Annotated in this window: 16 protein-coding genes; 10 read left to right on the forward strand and 6 right to left on the reverse strand. The window is 67.1% G+C overall.

Annotation, left to right across the window (positions count from 1 at the left end):
* The 3 genes from LPN03_RS15350 to purU all read right to left on the reverse strand — a co-directional run.
* The coding region (locus tag LPN03_RS15350; protein WP_262454916.1) for a 5-oxoprolinase subunit B family protein at nt 1–562 on the reverse strand (562 nt) is incomplete at its 3' end.
* A gap of 44 nt (nt 563–606) precedes the next feature.
* The gene (locus LPN03_RS15355) at nt 607–1,365 is read right to left on the reverse strand and encodes a LamB/YcsF family protein (protein WP_165181356.1); all 759 of its coding nucleotides are present in this window, start codon (nt 1,363–1,365) and stop codon (nt 607–609) included.
* Between the two features lie 460 nt (nt 1,366–1,825).
* Nucleotides 1,826–2,692: a formyltetrahydrofolate deformylase gene (gene purU / locus LPN03_RS15360; RefSeq protein ID WP_262454917.1), complete on the reverse strand. Its 867-nt coding sequence runs from the start codon at nt 2,690–2,692 to the stop codon at nt 1,826–1,828.
* 313 nt (nt 2,693–3,005) lie between these two features.
* Here purU and glyA point away from each other — a divergent pair, with 313 nt between their 5' ends.
* From glyA to LPN03_RS15380, 4 genes are all read left to right on the forward strand, one after another.
* Nucleotides 3,006–4,292 (forward strand): serine hydroxymethyltransferase, encoded by a 1,287-nt coding sequence (gene glyA / locus LPN03_RS15365; protein WP_262454902.1) that lies wholly within the window; start codon nt 3,006–3,008, stop codon nt 4,290–4,292.
* A gap of 4 nt (nt 4,293–4,296) precedes the next feature.
* Complete coding sequence (locus LPN03_RS15370; RefSeq protein WP_165181358.1) at nt 4,297–5,181, forward strand: bifunctional methylenetetrahydrofolate dehydrogenase/methenyltetrahydrofolate cyclohydrolase; 885 nt, start codon at nt 4,297–4,299, stop codon at nt 5,179–5,181.
* Nucleotides 5,182–5,333: 152 nt separating this feature from the next.
* Entirely contained in the window at nt 5,334–6,536 is a 1,203-nt protein-coding gene (locus tag LPN03_RS15375) for a sensor histidine kinase (RefSeq protein ID WP_262454903.1), read from the forward strand.
* Nucleotides 6,533–7,210, forward strand: coding sequence for a response regulator (locus LPN03_RS15380; RefSeq protein WP_262454904.1), 678 nt, complete (start codon nt 6,533–6,535; stop codon nt 7,208–7,210). The genes LPN03_RS15375 and LPN03_RS15380 overlap by 4 nt, the downstream gene beginning before the upstream one ends.
* On the opposite strand, the gene LPN03_RS15385 is transcribed toward LPN03_RS15380, so the two are convergent.
* Nucleotides 7,207–8,652 carry an APC family permease gene (locus LPN03_RS15385; protein ID WP_262454905.1) on the reverse strand — a complete coding sequence of 482 codons (1,446 nt, stop codon included), beginning with the start codon at nt 8,650–8,652 and terminating at the stop codon, nt 7,207–7,209. The two genes, LPN03_RS15380 and LPN03_RS15385, sit on opposite strands and share 4 nt — an antisense overlap.
* Nucleotides 8,653–8,918: 266 nt before the next feature.
* On the opposite strand from LPN03_RS15385, the gene LPN03_RS15390 reads away from it, so the two are divergent.
* The 6 genes from LPN03_RS15390 to LPN03_RS15415 all read left to right on the forward strand — a co-directional run bounded on the left by LPN03_RS15390 (nt 8,919) and on the right by LPN03_RS15415 (nt 14,147).
* Nucleotides 8,919–9,200, forward strand: a complete 282-nt coding sequence (locus LPN03_RS15390) for an SHOCT domain-containing protein (RefSeq protein ID WP_262454906.1) — start codon at nt 8,919–8,921, stop codon at nt 9,198–9,200.
* A gap of 103 nt (nt 9,201–9,303) precedes the next feature.
* Complete coding sequence (locus tag LPN03_RS15395) at nt 9,304–9,915, forward strand: hypothetical protein (RefSeq protein WP_165181362.1); 612 nt, start codon at nt 9,304–9,306, stop codon at nt 9,913–9,915.
* 80 nt (nt 9,916–9,995) lie between these two features.
* Entirely contained in the window at nt 9,996–10,838 is an 843-nt protein-coding gene (locus LPN03_RS15400; RefSeq protein ID WP_262454907.1) for an exodeoxyribonuclease III, read from the forward strand.
* Between the two features lie 16 nt (nt 10,839–10,854).
* Nucleotides 10,855–11,883 carry a tryptophan--tRNA ligase gene (trpS, locus tag LPN03_RS15405; RefSeq protein ID WP_165181364.1) on the forward strand — a complete coding sequence of 343 codons (1,029 nt, stop codon included), beginning with the start codon at nt 10,855–10,857 and terminating at the stop codon, nt 11,881–11,883.
* Between the two features lie 2 nt (nt 11,884–11,885).
* On the forward strand, nt 11,886–12,440 hold the full coding sequence (locus LPN03_RS15410) for a 2'-5' RNA ligase family protein (protein ID WP_165181365.1): 555 nt from the start codon (nt 11,886–11,888) through the stop codon (nt 12,438–12,440).
* Between the two features lie 192 nt (nt 12,441–12,632).
* Nucleotides 12,633–14,147, forward strand: a complete 1,515-nt coding sequence (locus LPN03_RS15415; protein ID WP_262454908.1) for a S53 family peptidase — start codon at nt 12,633–12,635, stop codon at nt 14,145–14,147.
* Nucleotides 14,148–14,373: 226 nt separating this feature from the next.
* Here the strand turns inward: LPN03_RS15415 and LPN03_RS15420 are convergent, their stop codons facing one another.
* Both LPN03_RS15420 and sdhA read right to left on the reverse strand, forming a co-directional pair.
* Nucleotides 14,374–15,171: a succinate dehydrogenase iron-sulfur subunit gene (locus tag LPN03_RS15420; protein WP_165181367.1), complete on the reverse strand. Its 798-nt coding sequence runs from the start codon at nt 15,169–15,171 to the stop codon at nt 14,374–14,376.
* Nucleotides 15,171–16,970 (reverse strand): succinate dehydrogenase flavoprotein subunit, encoded by a 1,800-nt coding sequence (gene sdhA, locus LPN03_RS15425; protein ID WP_165181368.1) that lies wholly within the window; start codon nt 16,968–16,970, stop codon nt 15,171–15,173. Before sdhA ends, LPN03_RS15420 begins: the two co-directional genes overlap by 1 nt.
* Nucleotides 16,971–17,023 lie beyond the last annotated feature (53 nt).

The raw sequence follows: 17,023 nt of genomic DNA on the forward strand, positions 1-17,023 counted from the left end.
CGTCGGTGTGGCCTATCAGCTGCCAGCCGCCGGGGGACTGGCGCGGGTACACGGCGGAATAGTCGCCGGCGAGTGCCACGGCGCCGGCGGGCACGGTGGTGCGCGGGGTGCTGCGGCGGGGGACGTGCAGGGCCGTGTTTTCGCCCAGCAGGTACGCGAAGCCCGGGGCGAATCCGCCAAATGCCGCCCGCCAGGTCTGGCCTGTGTGCGCGGCGATGACGCCTTCCGGGCTCAGGCCCGTCAGTGCGGCAACTTCGGCGAGGTCGGCGCCGTCGTAGTTCACCTCGACCTCCACCAGCCGGCCTGTCCCTGTGGGGGCCGTGCCGAGGTCCAGTGCCCGGATGGCGGCGGCTCCCGTGCGGGCCGCATTGGGGGAGTCAAACTTGACCAGCACTGTGGCCGCCGCGGACAGGGCATCCAGCTGGCCGGGCAGGGGGGATTCCGCCAGCCGGGCCGCCAGGGCCAGCACGGCTTCAAGCGTGGAGAGCTCCACCAGGAGGGCGCGCGTGCCGGCGGGGCGGATGGCCGTGATGGTGCCGGTTTCCCGGATCGGTGCGGCCATGGCGGGGGCATTTGCCGCGCTCACGCTGGCGGGCATGCTGGCGTTCACGCAAAGCTCTTGATCTGCACGCCGGCATTTTCCAGTGCTGCGCGGACGGCTGCGGCCATGGCCACGGCTCCGGCGGTGTCGCCGTGGACGCAGATGCTCTCGGCCGGCATGGGGATGACGCTGCCGTCGATTGCCGTGACGGTGCCCTCGGTGGCCAGGCGGACCATGTTGGCGGCGACCTGCGCGGGATCGTGCAGCACGGCATTGGCCTCGCGGCGGGAGACCAGCGTTCCCTCCGGCGTGTAGTTGCGGTCCGCGAAGGCCTCCGCCACGGCGCGCAGCCCCTGTGCCCCCGCCTTGGCCAGGGCCACCGATCCGGGCAGGAGCAGGAGGGGAAGGTCCGTTCCGAACGCCTTGACGGCGTCGACCACGGCCTGGGCGTGCCCTTCGTGGTGGACGATCGTGTTGTAGAGCGCGCCGTGGGGCTTGACGTACTTGATGGTGGCCCCGGCGGCCCCGGCCAGGGCGGACAGGGCGCCGAGCTGGTACAGGACGTCGTCGGCGAGTTCGGTGGGGGAGCAGTCCAGGAAGCGGCGGCCAAATCCGGCCAGGTCCCGGTATCCCACGTGTGCCCCGATGGTGACGCCGGCGGCCACGGCGTCGCGGCACGTTTGGGCAATGGTGCTCGGGTCCCCGGCATGGAATCCGCAGGCTACGTTGGCGCTGGAGACGGAGGTGAAGATGGCGGCGTCGTCGCCCATGGTCCAGTTCCCGAACGATTCGCCGACGTCGGAATTGAGGTCAATGTAAGGCATGTGTGATCCCCGTCTCGTGATGTGGTTCTCCAAGCATGCCCTACTTTTGTAGATTGTTCAACAATCTTGGCCGGCGAATTTGGCTCGATGCCGGCGCGCTCCAACGTTCAGCAGCCGACACGGCGCCCGTCACCAATGCCCGGTGCCCAGCCCGACGGCGGCACTTCTCGCGGGGGCCAAACTCGTGGCAGGTTTCGCCCCGGGTGTACTGGGGGCCAAACTCGTGGCGGGTTTTGCCCCAGCGGAAACTCCCGGGCAACTCGTTTAGTCGAAGACCACCGTGCGGTGGCCGTCGAGGATCACGCGGTGCTCGGCGTGCGGCAGACGGCAGGTGAAGGCGGGGGCGCACCGACGCAGTGCCGTTCCCAACTGTGTGTCAGAAACTGCATGGAATTCACCCAAAAACGGGGAATTCCATGCAGTTTCTGACACACAGTTGCCGGAGGGAGGGTGACAGGTGTTAGTCGAAGACGACCGTGCGGTGGCCGTCGAGGAGGACGCGGTGCTCGGCGTGCCATTGCACGGCCTGGGCCAGCGTGCGGGCCTCCACGGCGCGGCCCATGGAGACGAACTTTTCCACGGAGTGACCGTGGTCCACGCGGATCACTTCCTGCTCAATGATGGGGCCCTCATCCAGTGCGGCCGTCACGTAGTGGGCGGTGGCGCCGATGATCTTCACGCCGCGCGCGTGGGCCTGGTGGTACGGCTTGGCACCCTTGAAGGACGGCAGGAACGAATGGTGGATGTTGATCGCCCGGCCCTCGAGGTGGCGGCACAGCTTGTCGGAAAGGACCTGCATGTAACGGGCCAGGACCACCAGTTCCACGTCAAGGCGCGTCACCAGCTCCAGCAGCTGGTCCTCCGCGTGGGCCTTCGTTTCCGGGGTGACCGGGATGTAGTAAAACGGGATGCCGTAGAAGTCCGCCAACGGTTCCAGGTCCCGGTGGTTGGAGACGATGGCCGGAATCTCAATGGGCAGGGTGCCGGAGCGCTGGAGGAACAGCAGGTCATTGATGCAGTGCGCGGCCTTGGAGGCCAGAATCAGTGTGCGCACCGGCGCCCCGGCCCGGTGCAGCTGCCAATTGAGCGCAAACTGGCCCGCCACAGAGTCCAGGTGCTCGCGGAGGCGGGTGAACGTCGTCGTGGTTTCCACAGCCACCCGCATGAAGAAGGTGCCGGTGTCCGGATTGCCGTACTGCTGGGAGTCGGTGATGTTGCAGCCGGCCTCCAACAGGGCGCCCGCCACGGCATGGACAATGCCGGGCCGGTCGGCGCAGGACAGCGTGAGGACAAATCCGTTGGAGGCATGCTGGGTGCGGGAGTTCAGTTCAGTCACCCGTTCAACGTTACCGGCACCGGGGGGCCTGTACTACAATTAAGTCGTTGCGACTGGCGATGAGGTGGGACACCACCGGGGAGCAGCACTGTGGTTGGACCTGCGGATCGTACGCCTGGGACGCGGGGTCATGAACGCCGATTGAAAGATTGGCGGTGTACATGTCCTTGCCTGTGCCACTTAACACACATGTGCTTGACGTCGCTGCACTTCACACTGCGAAGCGGCCTGCGCCTGGGACGCGTACACCGGATAATCTGGCCTAGATAAAGATTTTTCGTGTTGTCCATCCAGGAGCCTTGACGTGTCTTATACCCCCACCCAGTCCGTGACCAATGCCCCGCTCTCCGAGCTGGACCCTGAGATTGCCGCCGTCCTCAAGGACGAGTTGGGCCGCCAGCGTGACACGCTGGAAATGATCGCCAGCGAAAACTTCGCCCCCCGCGCCGTCCTGGAAGCCCAGGGCTCCGTGCTGACCAACAAGTACGCCGAAGGCTACCCGGGACGCCGCTACTACGGCGGCTGCGAGTATGTGGACGTGGCCGAAAACTTGGCCATCCAGCGCGTGAAGGACCTGTTCGGCGCCGAATACGCCAACGTCCAGCCGCACTCCGGCGCCCAGGCCAACGCCGCCGCCCTTGCCGCCATGATCAAGCCGGGCGAGAAGATCCTGGGCCTGTCCCTGGCCCACGGCGGGCACCTGACCCACGGCATGAAGCTGAACTTCTCCGGAAAGCTGTACGACGTCGCCGCCTACGAGGTTGAGGCCGACACCTTCCGCATCGACATGGACAAGCTGCGCGAGCAGGCCATCGCCGAAAAGCCGCAGGTCATCATTGCCGGCTGGTCCGCCTACCCCCGGCACCTCGACTTTGAGGCGTTCCGCTCCATCGCCGACGAGGTTGGCGCGCTGCTCTGGACGGACATGGCGCACTTCGCCGGGCTGGTGGCCGCCGGCCTGCACCCGAGCCCGGTGCCGTACTCCGACGTCGTGACTTCCACGGTCCACAAGACCCTCTCCGGACCGCGCTCCGGCGTAATCCTGGCCAAGCAGGAATGGGCCAAGAAGCTCAACTCCGCCGTGTTCCCCGGACAGCAGGGCGGCCCGCTCATGCACGTCATCGCAGCCAAGGCCGTGGCGTTCAAGGTGGCCGCGGGCCAGGAATTCAAGGAGCGCCAGCAGCGTGTGCTGGAAGGCGCCAAGATCATCGCCGAGCGCCTCAACGCGGCTGACGTCTCCGAGGCCGGCGTGTCCGTGCTGACCGGCGGCACCGATGTCCACCTGGTGCTGGTGGACCTGCGCAACTCGCAGCTGGACGGCCAGCAGGCCGAGGACCTCCTGCACTCCGTGGGCATCACGGTCAACCGCAACGCCGTCCCGTTCGACCCCCGCCCCCCGATGGTCACCTCCGGCCTGCGCATCGGCACCCCGGCCCTGGCCACCCGCGGCTTCGGCGCCCCGGAGTTCACCGAGGTGGCCGAGATCATTGCCGCCGCGCTGAAGGGCAACGCCGACGTCGAAGCCCTCGCCGCCCGCGTGAAGAAGCTCGCCGCCGACTTCCCGCTGTACCCCGGCCAGGAGCAGTGGTAACCGCATGACCGAGGTACAAACCGCACAAATCCTGGACGGCAAGGCCACGGCTGCAGCGATCAAGGCCGAGTTGAAGGAACGCGTCTCCGCCTTGGCCGCCCGCGGCATCACGCCCGGCCTGGGCACCATTCTGGTGGGTTCGGACCCGGGCTCGCAGTGGTACGTGGCCGGCAAGCACAAGGACTGTGCTGAGGTGGGCATCAACTCCATCCGCATTGACCTGCCGGAAACTGCCACCCAGGAGGAGGTGCTCGACGCCGTCCGCCGGCTCAACGCCGATCCCGCCTGCACCGGCTACATTGTCCAGCTGCCCCTGCCTGCGCACGTGGACCAGGACGTGGTGCTGGAAGCCATCGACCCCGCCAAGGACGCCGACGGCCTGCACCCGATGAACCTGGGCCGCCTGGTGGCCAACGTCAACCGGCCCATGGTTTCCCCCCTGCCGTGCACGCCCAAGGGCTGCGTGGAGCTGCTGCTGCGCCACGGGATCGACCTCAACGGCAAGAAGGTCCTGGTGGTGGGCCGCGGCGTGACGATCGGCCGGCCCGTGGGCCTGCTGCTCACCCGCCGCGACATCAATGCGACAGTCACGCTGGCCCACACCGGCACACGGGACCTGGCCGCGGAACTGCGGCAGGCCGACGTCGTTATTGCCGCCGCCGGCCAGCCGCACATGGTCAAGGCTGCGGACTTGAAGCCGGGCGCCATAGTGCTCGACGTCGGCGTGTCCCGCGTGGATGACGGCAGCGGCAAGGCTGTTGTCACCGGTGACGTGGAGCCCGCCGCCGCTTCCGTGGCGAGCTGGATTTCCCCGAACCCGGGCGGCGTGGGCCCCATGACCCGCGCCATGCTGCTGGCCAATGTGGTGGAGGCCGCCGAGCGAGCCTGACGCACGCCAAGGCAGTGGGAGGACGACGGCGGAACGCAAGGTTTCGCCGTCGTCCTCTGTTTTGTGTGCAAGGGCCCGTACTCCCAGCGGAGTACGGGCCCATGCGCGCCCGGGGTGATGTGCGCCGGCGGGTGCCGGGATACGCTCAAGCCATGACAGGAGCGCGCCGCAGACGGCCCATGGCGGCAGTGGCCGTGCTGGCAGCCGTGATCCAGCTGGCGGGCACGCACTTCGCGGCGTCGCGCCAGCCGGGTTCCCACCTGGACTGGCTGGGATACCTGCTGCTGCTGGCCGGCCCGGCGCTGCTGCTGCTGTGGCGGCGCGCACCCGAGGTGATGCTGGCCGGTGCCGTGGCCGTGGCCGCCGGCTACCTGGCACTGGGCTACCCGTGGGGGCCCGTGCCGCTGTCCATGGCGCTGGCCCTGGTGCTGGCAACGGCCCGGCGGCGGCGCGTCTTCAGCTGGTCCGTGGCGGGGGCCCTGGTCGTGGCGGCATTTGCCTGGGCTGCGGTCCACGGCGGCGAACTGGACCTGGTCAAGGCCGCGGCCGTATCCGCCTGGCTGGTGATCATGGTGCTGCTGGGCGAGGGCCTGCGGCTGCGGTGGGAGCGCAGCGCCGAACGCCGGGCCCGCGCGCAGGCCGCCAGGCAGCGCGCGGAGGACGAATACCGCCTTGCGCTGGCCCGGGACATCCATGACGTGGTGGCGCACTCGCTGTCCATGATCAATGTGCGCGCTTCCGTGGCACTGCACCTGGCCGACCGCGATCCCGGGGAGCTCCGCCCGGCCCTCGAGGCGATCAAGTCGGCCAGCAAGGAGTCCCTGGAGCAGGTCCGCGAGCTGCTTGGCGTGCTGCGCCAGGACGCCCCCCGCCAGCCCGGCCTCACGCTGGACTCGCTGCCCGCCCTGGTGGAGGACGCCCGCCAGGGCGGCCTTGACGCCACGCTGAAGTACGACGGCGACCCCTCCGCCCTGCGCGCCGGCCTCGGCCCCGAGCGGGAGGCCGTGCTGTACCGGGTGGTCCAGGAGGCGGTGGTGAATGCTGTCCGGCATTCCGGGGCCGCGGCGGTGGCGGTGCGGATCGGCCCCGCCGCGGGCGGGGTGCTGGCGGTTGCCATTGACGACGACGGGACCGGCCGGCAGGGCGCGCCCGAGGGCAACGGGCTGCGCGGAATGCACGAACGCCTCGCGGGGATCGGCGGATCCGTGGACCTCGTGGAGCTGCATCCGGGGCTGGGCGTGCACGCGACAATCCCGCTGGACGCCGCGCCCGGCAGTGCTGAGACTGGCAGTGCTGTGCGCGGCCCCGCGGAGACCGGCACCGCCGCAGAATCCACCCGGGAGGACACGCCATGATCCGCATTCTCATCGCGGACGACCAAACGCTCATCCGTGCCGGCTTCCGAGCCCTCCTCAACGCCGAACCGGACATGGAGATCACGGGGGAGGCCGGCACGGGGGAAGAGACCGTCCGGCTGGCCCGGCAGCTCAGGCCCGACGTCATTCTCATGGACATCCGCATGCCCGGCGGCGACGGCCTGGCCGCGAGTGCCGCCATCCTGGCCGACCCCTTGCTTGCCGGCACCCACATCATCATCCTGACCACCTTTGAACTGGACGACTACATAGTGGAGGCCGTCCGCGTTGGCGCGGCCGGGTTCCTGGTCAAGGACACCGAGCCGGAGGAGCTGATCCGTGCGGTCCGTGTAGTGCACGACGGCGACGCCCTCCTGTCGCCGTCGGTCACCCGCCGCCTCATGGCAGCCATGGCCAGGGTGTCCAGGGAACCGGTGCCAGTGCCTGAACTGGGGTTGATCACCGGGAGGGAACGCGAGGTGCTGGCCCTGGTGGGGGAGGGCCTGAACAATGCCGAGATTGCGGCACGGCTGTTCATCACCCCGCTGACCGCCAAGACGCACGTGTCCCGGATCATGATAAAGCTGGACGCGCGCGACCGCGTCCAGCTTGTTGTCATTGCCTATGAGTCCGGGCTGGTGCGCCCGGGGTGGAACGTCCCGCCTGCGCCCTAGGAGACGTTGAGCGGGCGGCGGGTGAAGTAGCTGCTGCCCTTGCGCCAGTAGTACGCCATGGGGATCAGGCCCAAGGCCAGGGTCCCGAGGCCAATGGCCACCACCACGCCGCCCAGGCTGGGGATGGAGACCACGAAGATCCAGCCCATGAAGACGGCGCCGACCCCTGGCCACAGCCCGATGAAGATGAAGTTCTTCCAGGACTTGAAGATCAGCTTGCGGTAGGCCACCACCACGGCCAGGGCGGCCAGGCAGTAGTAAAACGCGATCTGCAGGCCAATGGAGCTGATGGCGGCGGACAGGATGTCGCCGATGCTGCCGATGAAGTTGGAGCCGATGAACAGGACCAGCGAAACACAGGCCACCACCACGGTGGCAAACGCCGGGGTGCGCCACTTGGCGTGGGACTTGCCGAAGGCTGCCGGAAGCGTCTTGTCCCGGCCCATGGCAAACAGCGAGCGGGTGACCTGGATCAGCGTTGTCTCCAGGGTGGCAATGGTGGAAAGCATGACGGCGACGATCAGGATCTTGCCGCCAATGCCCGGCCAGATGACTTCGCCCAGTGCGCCGAGCACGTTGCCGCTGTTCGCCTCGATGTCAGCCGCCGGCAGCATGACGTTGATGCCGATCGTGAACACCTCGAAGAGCAGGAAGACAATGACCACGCCGATGATGCCGCCCAGGCCGGAATTCTTGTGGCCGTTTTCGGTTTCCTCATTCAGGTTGGCGCTGACATCCCAGCCCCAGTAGTAGAAGGCTGCGATCAACGCCGCGGCCACAAACCCGCCGGTGCCCTGGAAGTGGCCGAAGCCGAACCAGTCCCAGGAGAAGGACGGGCCGGCATGTGCGCCCGTGGCGGCCTTGATGATGGCCACGAGGGCAAAGACCACCAGGATGACCACCTCGATGGAGGACATGATCCACTGCGCCCGGGCGGTGAGGGTGGCCCCAAGCATCACACACACCACCATGACAAGGAACCAGATGGCACCGATGCCCGTGGACAGCGGCACGTTGTTGGCGTTTTCCGGGCTGAACAATGCCAGCGTCATGGAGCCTGCCGGCAGGGAGCCGGCCACCATGAAGATGGTGGCGGAGATGACCAGGGCCCAGCCGCACAGGAAGCCGAGCGCAGGGTGGAGGGCCCGTCCCACCCAAGAATAGGCTGCTCCGGCGTTGACTTCCGCCTTGCCCAGGTAGGCAAAGGCGACGGCGATGCCGACCATGGGAATGCCGCACCACAGCAGGGCCGCCGGGCTGGCGAGGCCGGCAGCGGCGATGAGGGCCGCCGTCGTCGCGGCGATGGAGTAGGCCGGGGCGCTGCCGGCCACTGCCATCACCACGGAACCGGCGGCGGAGATGGCGCCCGACTGGAGCTTGTGTTCGCCGTCGGGGTTTGAAACCGGTCCCGGCAGTTGGGGTGTTGCGGTGGAGTTGCTCATGGGGGCGTTTCCTTTGGGGCTTTGCGGAGGGGAGCTCCACGTCACTAAATGAACTTGATTCATTTAGTATGTGACCTGAGCCACCCCCAGACAATAGCCGCGGGAAAATAATTTCAGTTTTCTTTTCCGGGTGGCCCCGCACCGCCTCCCGGGGGAGTACCCCGGCCGGCCAAAGAGCCTCCCTGCGGCAGACGCAGTAGAGCGTCCATGACGGAAGAGTTGAAACACAGCCGAAGGACGGCTGGCACCAACCGTAAGGACGCATCATGATTGCAGCACTGAGCACACCGGCCGCGCTCGCAGCCCAGACCATGGACCATGGATGGGGCTGGGGCGGCGGCCCTTGGTTCCTGATTTTCCCGCTCTTTTGGCTCGTGGTGATTGGGCTGTTCATCTTCTTCGTCCCGCGACGCCTGCGCCGCAGCCGCGAATGGCACCAGAGCCAGGGCGCCGAATCCGTGCTCCGCGAACGCTACGCACGCGGGGAGGTGGATGAGACCGAATACCGCCAACGCCTCGAAGTGCTCCGCAGCCAGCTGGGCAAGTAGCGCGGCGGCCCGGCGGTCGGCGGCCCGGCATTTTTCCGGCCCGGGCCGTTCGCCGCTGGTGGAAGGAGCCCGCGGACTGCCCGGCGTTTGAGAGAATGGGGGCATGACTTCTCTTGGAACCGGCAAAACGGGCAAACCCGGCAAGTTCACCGGCCTGGGCACTGTGGTGCTGGCCATCGTCTTTCTGGTGGCCATGGTGTTCGCGGCGAACAACAGCACCGTCCTGGGCTGGGTCATTGCCGTGATCGCGTTTGGCTGGCTGGTCCTGTCCACGCTGGTCTACATCGGCGTGCACAGGGCCGCAGCGTTTGGCGCCCGCCAGGTGAAGCTGGTCCAGGCCGAGATGGCCCAGCGCAACAGTGCCGGCGGCCCGGCCGGCGGCGGCACCACGCTGGTGTCCGACGACGGCGGCACGCGTCAGGCGGCCAAGGCCCGGGAGCTGAAGCTGGACCATTCCTTCAAGATCATCAGCGTCCAGGTGGGCGTGGTCAACGAATACCAGGGCAAGGACCAGGGCATGGTGGAGCGGGCCCTGGAAACCATTGACATCACGGCCCGCAACGGCCGCGGCATGATCAACCCGAACTGGGAGGCCCAGGAAGCGAAGATGGACGCCGCCATGGCCCGCAAGGACGCTGACCGGGCCGCCCAGCCCAAGCCAAGCGCAACGGAACCCGACGACGGCGAGGCCGTGTCCGGCGTCGTGCTTGACTAGCGGCCGCCGGCCAAAAGCCAAAGTCCGGCACCGGGCACCATGAACCCTGCGGACCACCGGAAACGGGTAAGGTTGAACAAGTGAGCAACGCTACTGAAAATGGCCGTCTGAGGATTGCCAGCGTCAATGTCAATGGCATACGTGCCGCCTACAAGAACGGCATGGCGGACTGGCTGGCAGCCCGCGATGTGGACATCCTGTGCCTGCAGGAAGTCCGTGCGCCCGACGCCATCGTGGAGGGCTTCCTCGCCACGGACTGGCACCTGGTGCACGCCGAAGCCGAGGCCAAGGGTCGCGCCGGCGTGCTCATCGCCACCCGCAAGGACCGCCTGGAACCGGCAGCCACCCGCGTGGGCATTGGCGAGGAATACTTCGCCACCACGGGCCGCTGGGTCGAGGCCGACTATGCAGTCAAGGGCTCCGACGGCACGGACACCACCCTGACGGTGGTCAGCGCCTACGTGCATTCGGGCGAGGCCGGCACGCCGAAGCAGGACGACAAGTACCGCTTCCTGGACACGATGATCGCCCGACTGCCGCAGCTGGCCGCAGCGAGCGACCACGCCCTGGTGGTGGGCGACCTCAACGTGGGCCACACCACCCTGGACATCAAGAACTGGAAGGGCAACGTGAAGCGCGCCGGCTTCCTGCCCGAGGAACGCGCCTACTTTGACAGGTTCTTCGGCACGGAAATCGGCTGGAAGGACGTGGCCCGGGAACTGGCCGGGGAGGTGGAGGGCCCGTACACCTGGTGGTCCAACCGCGGACAGGCCTTCACCAACGACACCGGCTGGCGCATCGACTACCACATGGCCACCCCGGCCCTGGCGGCACGCGCCACGCAGGCCGTGGTGGACCGTGCCGACTCCTACGAGTCACGCTTCTCCGACCACGCCCCCCTGGTTGTCGACTACACGTTCTAAGGATTTTTTGCCCTCCATGAGTGAGACCACCCTGCGCCCCCGCGTCCTTTCCGGCATGCAGCCCTCCGGCGATTCCCTGCACCTGGGCAACTACCTGGGGGCCCTGGTCAACTGGGTCAAGACCCAGGACGACTACCAGGCCCTGTTCTTCATCCCGGACATGCACGCCATCACCGTCACACAGGATCCCGAGGAACTGCGCCGGCGCACGCGCAAAACGGCGGCCCAGTACATTGCCGGCGGCATCGACGTGGAGAAGTCAACGCTGTTTGTGCAGTCGCACGTGCCCGAACACGCGCAGCTGGCCTGGGTGCTCAATTGCATCACCGGTTTTGGCGAGGCATCAAGGATGACCCAGTTCAAGGACAAGAGCGCCAAGGGCGGGCAGGACATGGCCAGCGTGGGACTGTTCACCTACCCTGTGCTCATGGCTGCGGACATTCTGCTGTACCGGCCGCAGGGTGTGCCCGTGGGCGACGACCAGCGCCAGCACGTGGAACTGGCCCGCGACCTGGCCAAGCGCTTCAACCACCGCTTTGGCGACACCTTCACCGTGCCGGAGGCGTTCATCCAGAAGGAGGGCGCCCGCATTTATGACCTGCAAAATCCGACGGCGAAAATGTCCAAGTCCGCGTCCGGCCCCAACGGTCTCATCAACCTGCTGGACGACCCCAAGGTCACGGCGAAGCGGATCAAGTCGGCCGTCACCGACACGGGCACCGTCATTGCCCACGACCGCGAAAACAAGCCGGGCGTGAGCAACCTGCTGGAAATCCTGTCCACCCTGACCGGCAAGGCTGTGCCCACGCTGGTGGAGGAGTACGAAGGAAAAATGTACGGACACCTGAAGGTGGACGTGGCGGACGCCGTCGTGTCCCGGATCGAACCCATCCGGAAGCGGACGCTGGAACTGCTGGATGATCCGGCCGAGCTGGACGCGCTGCTGGCCCACGGCGCCGCAAAGGCCCGCGAAATTGCCGCCGTCACCCTGGCGGACGTCTACGCCAAGGTGGGCTTCCTGCCGCCCGTGGGAACGGCGGCCTAACCATGCCCGGCATCGGCCAAAGCGGGGCAAGTCCGGCGCCCAGCCCCGAAAGCCTGGGGGTCATCATCTCCATGCCCCCGGCCCTTGCCGAGGAATTGGGGCAGTGGCGCGAAACATTTGCCGGGTCCGGCGCCAGCGCAGTTCCCGCCCACATTACGCTGGTCTCGGGGCGCGCCAAGGGGTCCTGGGCGGAAGCCGCCGAACATGTGCGTACCATTGCCCGGGAAGCCAGCCCGTTCACTATCTCCCTGCGCGGCACGGGCACCTTTGCCCCCGTCTCCGACGTCGTTTTCCTCAAGCTCGACGCCGGCGTGGAAGAGTGCGTGGACCTGCACGCCAGGCTGCTGGACGGGCCGCTGGAACACCTGGTCGAATTCGGCTTCCACCCGCACCTGACCATCGCCCATGACCTTGACCAGCCGGCCATGGAGCGGGCGGAGACGGCGCTGGCGGACTTCGGCGCCGAGCTGGAAGTCTCCAGCATCGGCTTGTACGACTACTCACACGGCGGCTGGGCCCTGCGCGAGGAACTGCCCCTCGGCGGCGGACTGTCCTGACGGAGCCTTGAAGTGGAGCACCGTGGTGACCCGGCGGCGCGCCACTTCACAGTGGGGCGGGCCAAATAAATGTTGACGCGGGGCCCTTTTCGGTAGTAAACCTGTGATGGCTTTCGGCCCGTTTGGGGGACCGTGCCAGGACGGCAACGATGCTGCCCGTGAAGGCCTTTCGCAAGCTGTACGGAGGTTAACATGAGATCTCGTACCGGAAAATCATTCCTGTCCCTGGCCGGGGGTGCAGCACTTGTTGCTGCGGCCTGCATGGCCGGCGTCCCCACGGCGTCGCCGCCAGGGGGCGCCGTTCCCGACGTCCACCCCGCGGTCAGCGACTTTGTCCAGATCAACAGCTCCGCCACCCCGCCCACGGAAGCCCAGTGCAATTCCGTCGGGCGGCGCTGCTTTACACCGCAGTCCACCCGGGCGGCCTACAACGTGGGCCCGCTGTATGCGGCGGGCAACGACGGAACGGGCATCACCATCGCAGTTGTGGACTCCTATGGCAGTGACACCATGGCCCACGACCTGCACGTCTACGACCAGGCATTCAACCTGCCCGCCATGTGCGGCGAGGAAGCAGTCACCTGCACGGCGGGCATGCCCACGTTCAGCGTGCTGCATCTGCAAGGCTCGCCCGCCACCAAGGCGCCGCCGTCGCAAAGCAGGGGCACGGCCCAGAAGGACAAGGCCGCGTGGGCGCTGGAAGTGGCGCTCGACGTCGAAACGGCCCACGCCATGGCGCCGGGGGCCAACATCCTGCTCGTGGCCACCCCCACCGCCGAGACCCTTGGCGTCAACGGCCTGCCGCAGATGATGGCCGCAGAGCAGTACGTGGTGGACCACCACCTGGCCCAGGTCATCTCGCAGAGCTTTGCCACCACGGAGGAGGCCTTTGGCAGCCCGCAATCGCTGCTGAACCTTCGCCACGCGTTCATTTCCGCGTCCCAGAACGGCGTCACCGTGCTGGGTTCCTCGGGCGACGGCGGCACGGCGAACCCGAACAAGGCACCCGTCGGCGGCCCGAACTCGCTGCCAACGTTCCCCTACCCGACAGTCCAGTGGCCGGCCTCTGATCCGCTCGTGACAGGCGTCGGCGGCACCTACCTGTGCACCGACCCGACGGCTGTGACAGGGCGGACGGTGGACAGCGCCAGCCCGCCGGCGTCATGCCGGCGGAATCCCGGCCAGGCCGAAGTTGGCTGGATTGGTGCGGGCGGCGGCTTCAGCCACGTGTTTGCCCGCCCGGACTACCAGTCGGCACTGCCGGCCGGTAGCACGGCCATTGGCAGCATGCGCGGCGTCCCTGACATTGCGCTGCAGGCCAGCGCCGGGACGGGCGCCCTGGTCTACCTGTCGCTCCCGCCGGACGGACTGGGCGGGCTGATGTGCGGCGCCACGCCGTGCAGCACCGGCTGGTACGACATTGGCGGCACCTCGCTGTCCTGCCCGCAGTGGGCCGGGCTGGTGGCCATCGCGGCCCAGATGAACGGCGGCGGGCTTGGCTTGATCAACCCGGCGCTGTACAAGCTGGGCGCCAACCCAGCGGCCTACGCCAATGACTTCTTTGACGTGACCACGGGCAACAACCAGACCGATCCATCGGTTCCGGGCTACCCGGCAACCACAGGCTGGGATCCCGTGACCGGGCTGGGCACCCCGAATGCGGCGGCCCTGCTGCCGGACCTGGTGGCGGCCGTGCGCGCCGGGTGACCGGCCGCGCCTGAAGTACGACGGCGGCAGGTCACGTTCCAGCGGAACCCCGCCTCCCGCCGTCGTCCGGGGCAAAACTCGGTGCGGGTTTGGCCCCCGGTGCACCCGGGGCAAAGCTGGAAGCGAGTTTTGCCCCACGGTGAAGTCACGCAACTGGAATCTTGGCCCCGCAGCAAAAAAGGCGCCGCCCCCACACGGGAGCGGAGCCTTTTTGCAAGCGGTGGAACTAGACCTGGCGGGCCAGGATGGCCTGCTTGACCTCGGCGATGGCCTGCGTGACCTGGATGCCGCGCGGGCATGCCTCGGTGCAGTTGAAGGTGGTGCGGCAGCGCCACACGCCTTCCTTGTCGTTGAGGATCTCCAGGCGCATGTCGCCGGCGTCGTCGCGCGAATCAAAGATAAAGCGGTGCGCGTTGACTATGGCGGCCGGGCCGAAGTACTGGCCGTCCGTCCAGAACACAGGGCAGGAGGACGTGCACGCAGCGCACAGGATGCACTTGGTGGTGTCGTCGAAGCGGGCGCGCTCCTCGGCGGACTGCAGGCGCTCCTTGGACGGCTCATGGCTGCGGTTGATCAGGAAGGGCATGATCTCGCGGTAGGACTGGAAGAAGGGCTCCATGTCCACAATGAGGTCCTTCTCAACCGGCAGGCCCTTGAGTGCCTCGACGGTGATGGGCTTGGTGGTGTCCAAGTCCTTCAGGAGGGTTTTGCAGGCCAAGCGGTTGCGGCCGTTGATGCGCATGGCATCGGAGCCGCACACGCCGTGCGCGCAGGAGCGGCGGAACGACAGCGAGCCGTCCTGCTCCCACTTGACCTTGTGCAGTGCGTCCAGCACGCGGTCGGTGCCGTACATCGTCATGGTGAAGTCTTCCCACTTCGACTCCTCCGAGAACTCGGGGTCGTAACGGCGCACGCGCAGGGTGATGTCGAAGGTGGGGATTTCCCCGCCGCCACCGAGGTGTGCGGGCAGTTCGATCTTGGACAGCGGCTCGGGAGCAGTTTCTGCAGTTTCCACGGGGCTCATTAGTACTTCCTCACCATCGGCTGGTAACGCGTGACGACAACTGGCTTGGTGCCCAACCGGATGCCGGCAATGTGCTCCTCGGAGCTCTCCGACGTCACGGCCGCATCCTTGTACGCCATTGAGTGCTTCATGAACTTCTCGTCATCACGGTCCGGGAAGTCTTCACGGTAGTGTCCGCCACGGGATTCCTGGCGGTGGAGGGCGGCAACTGTCATGACCTTGGCCAGTTCCAGCAGGAAGCCCAGTTCCACGGCCTCGAGCAGGTCAAGGTTGAAGCGCTTGCCCTTGTCCTGGACGGTGATGCGGGAGTACCGCTCCTCGAACGTGGCGATGTCCGCCAGCACGCGGTCAATGGACTCGGCCGTCCGGAACACCTGCATGTTGGCGTCCATGGTGTTCTGCAGGTCCTTGCGGATGGCAGCCACCTTTTCGCCGCCGTCGGACGTGCGGACGTGGTCCAGCAGGGCCTGGGTGTCGGCCTCCGGGTTGGCCGGAAGATCGATGAACTCGGCGCCCTTGGCGTATTCGGCGGCAGCCACGCCGGCACGCTTGCCGAAGACGTTGATGTCCAGCAGCGAGTTGGTGCCCAGGCGGTTGGAGCCGTGCACGGACACGCAGGCCACTTCACCGGCAGCGTACAGGCCGGGGATGATGGTGTCGTTGTCCTGCAGGACTTCGGTGGCAATGTTCGTGGGAACGCCGCCCATGGCGTAGTGGGCCGTGGGAAACACCGGGACGGGTTCCGTGTACGGTTCCACGCCGAGGTAGGTGCGGGCGAACTCGGTGATGTCCGGGAGCTTGGCGTCAATGTGCGCCGGCTCCAGGTGCGTCAGGTCCAGCAGCACGTAGTCCTTGTTGGGGCCACAGCCGCGGCCTTCCCGGACTTCGTTGGCCATGGAGCGGGCCACGATGTCGCGCGGGGCCAGGTCCTTGATGGTCGGGGCGTAGCGCTCCATGAAGCGCTCACCTTCCGAGTTGCGCAGGATCGCGCCTTCGCCGCGGGCGGCCTCGGAAAGCAGGATGCCCAGCCCGGCAAGGCCTGTCGGGTGGAACTGGAAGAACTCCATGTCCTCCAGCGGGATGCCCTTGCGGAAAGCGATGCCCATGCCGTCGCCGGTGAGGGTGTGGGCGTTGGAGGTGGTCTTGAAGACCTTGCCCGCACCGCCGGTGGCCAGGATCACGGACTTGGCCTGGAAGACGTGCAGTTCGCCGGTGGCCAGGTCATAGGAGACCACGCCGGCAATCCGCTTCTGCTTGTAGGGCGTGCCGTCCTCGCGGGTGGCATCCTCTTCAACCGTCAGCAGGTCCAGGACGTAGTACTCGTTGTAGAACTCAACGTTGTGCTTGACGCAGTTTTGGTACAGCGTCTGCAGAATCATGTGGCCGGTGCGGTCGGCGGCGTAACAGGAACGGCGCACGGGTGCCTTGCCGTGGTCGCGGGTGTGCCCGCCGAAGCGGCGCTGGTCGATGCGGCCCTCGGGCGTGCGGTTGAACGGCAGGCCCATCTTTTCCAGGTCGATGACGGCGTCGATGGCCTCCTTGGCCATGACTTCGGCGGCGTCCTGGTCCACCAGGTAGTCGCCGCCCTTGACGGTGTCAAAGGTGTGCCATTCCCAGTTGTCTTCCTCCACGTTCGCCAGGGCGGCGCACATGCCGCCCTGGGCGGCACCCGTGTGGGAGCGGGTGGGGTAGAGCTTGGTCAGTACGGCCGTGCGGGCGCGCTGACCGGATTCGATGGCGGCACGCATGCCTGCTCCACCGGCCCCGACGATGATGACGTCGTATTTGTGGACCTGCATACTGGATGCTCTTTCTCTCTTTGCTGCTACAAAATGCTGGTGTTCACTTCTAG

The organism is Arthrobacter sp. A2-55 (genome assembly GCF_025548615.1).
GTDB lineage: Bacteria > Actinomycetota > Actinomycetes > Actinomycetales > Micrococcaceae > Specibacter > Specibacter silviterrae.

Bases quoted from the DNA above. Each gene is read 5' to 3' on its own strand.
- LPN03_RS15355 (WP_165181356.1), bottom strand. From the start codon at position 1,365: ATGCCTTACATTGACCTCAATTCCGACGTCGGCGAATCGTTCGGGAAC.
- LPN03_RS15370 (WP_165181358.1), top strand. From the start codon at position 4,297: ATGACCGAGGTACAAACCGCACAAATCCTGGACGGCAAGGCCACGGCT.
- LPN03_RS15375 (WP_262454903.1), top strand. From the start codon at position 5,334: ATGACAGGAGCGCGCCGCAGACGGCCCATGGCGGCAGTGGCCGTGCTG.
- LPN03_RS15380 (WP_262454904.1), top strand. From the start codon at position 6,533: ATGATCCGCATTCTCATCGCGGACGACCAAACGCTCATCCGTGCCGGC.
- LPN03_RS15385 (WP_262454905.1), bottom strand. From the start codon at position 8,652: ATGAGCAACTCCACCGCAACACCCCAACTGCCGGGACCGGTTTCAAAC.
- LPN03_RS15390 (WP_262454906.1), top strand. From the start codon at position 8,919: ATGATTGCAGCACTGAGCACACCGGCCGCGCTCGCAGCCCAGACCATG.
- LPN03_RS15395 (WP_165181362.1), top strand. From the start codon at position 9,304: ATGACTTCTCTTGGAACCGGCAAAACGGGCAAACCCGGCAAGTTCACC.
- trpS (WP_165181364.1), top strand. From the start codon at position 10,855: ATGAGTGAGACCACCCTGCGCCCCCGCGTCCTTTCCGGCATGCAGCCC.
- LPN03_RS15410 (WP_165181365.1), top strand. From the start codon at position 11,886: ATGCCCGGCATCGGCCAAAGCGGGGCAAGTCCGGCGCCCAGCCCCGAA.
- LPN03_RS15415 (WP_262454908.1), top strand. From the start codon at position 12,633: ATGAGATCTCGTACCGGAAAATCATTCCTGTCCCTGGCCGGGGGTGCA.
- LPN03_RS15420 (WP_165181367.1), bottom strand. From the start codon at position 15,171: ATGAGCCCCGTGGAAACTGCAGAAACTGCTCCCGAGCCGCTGTCCAAG.
- sdhA (WP_165181368.1), bottom strand. From the start codon at position 16,970: ATGCAGGTCCACAAATACGACGTCATCATCGTCGGGGCCGGTGGAGCA.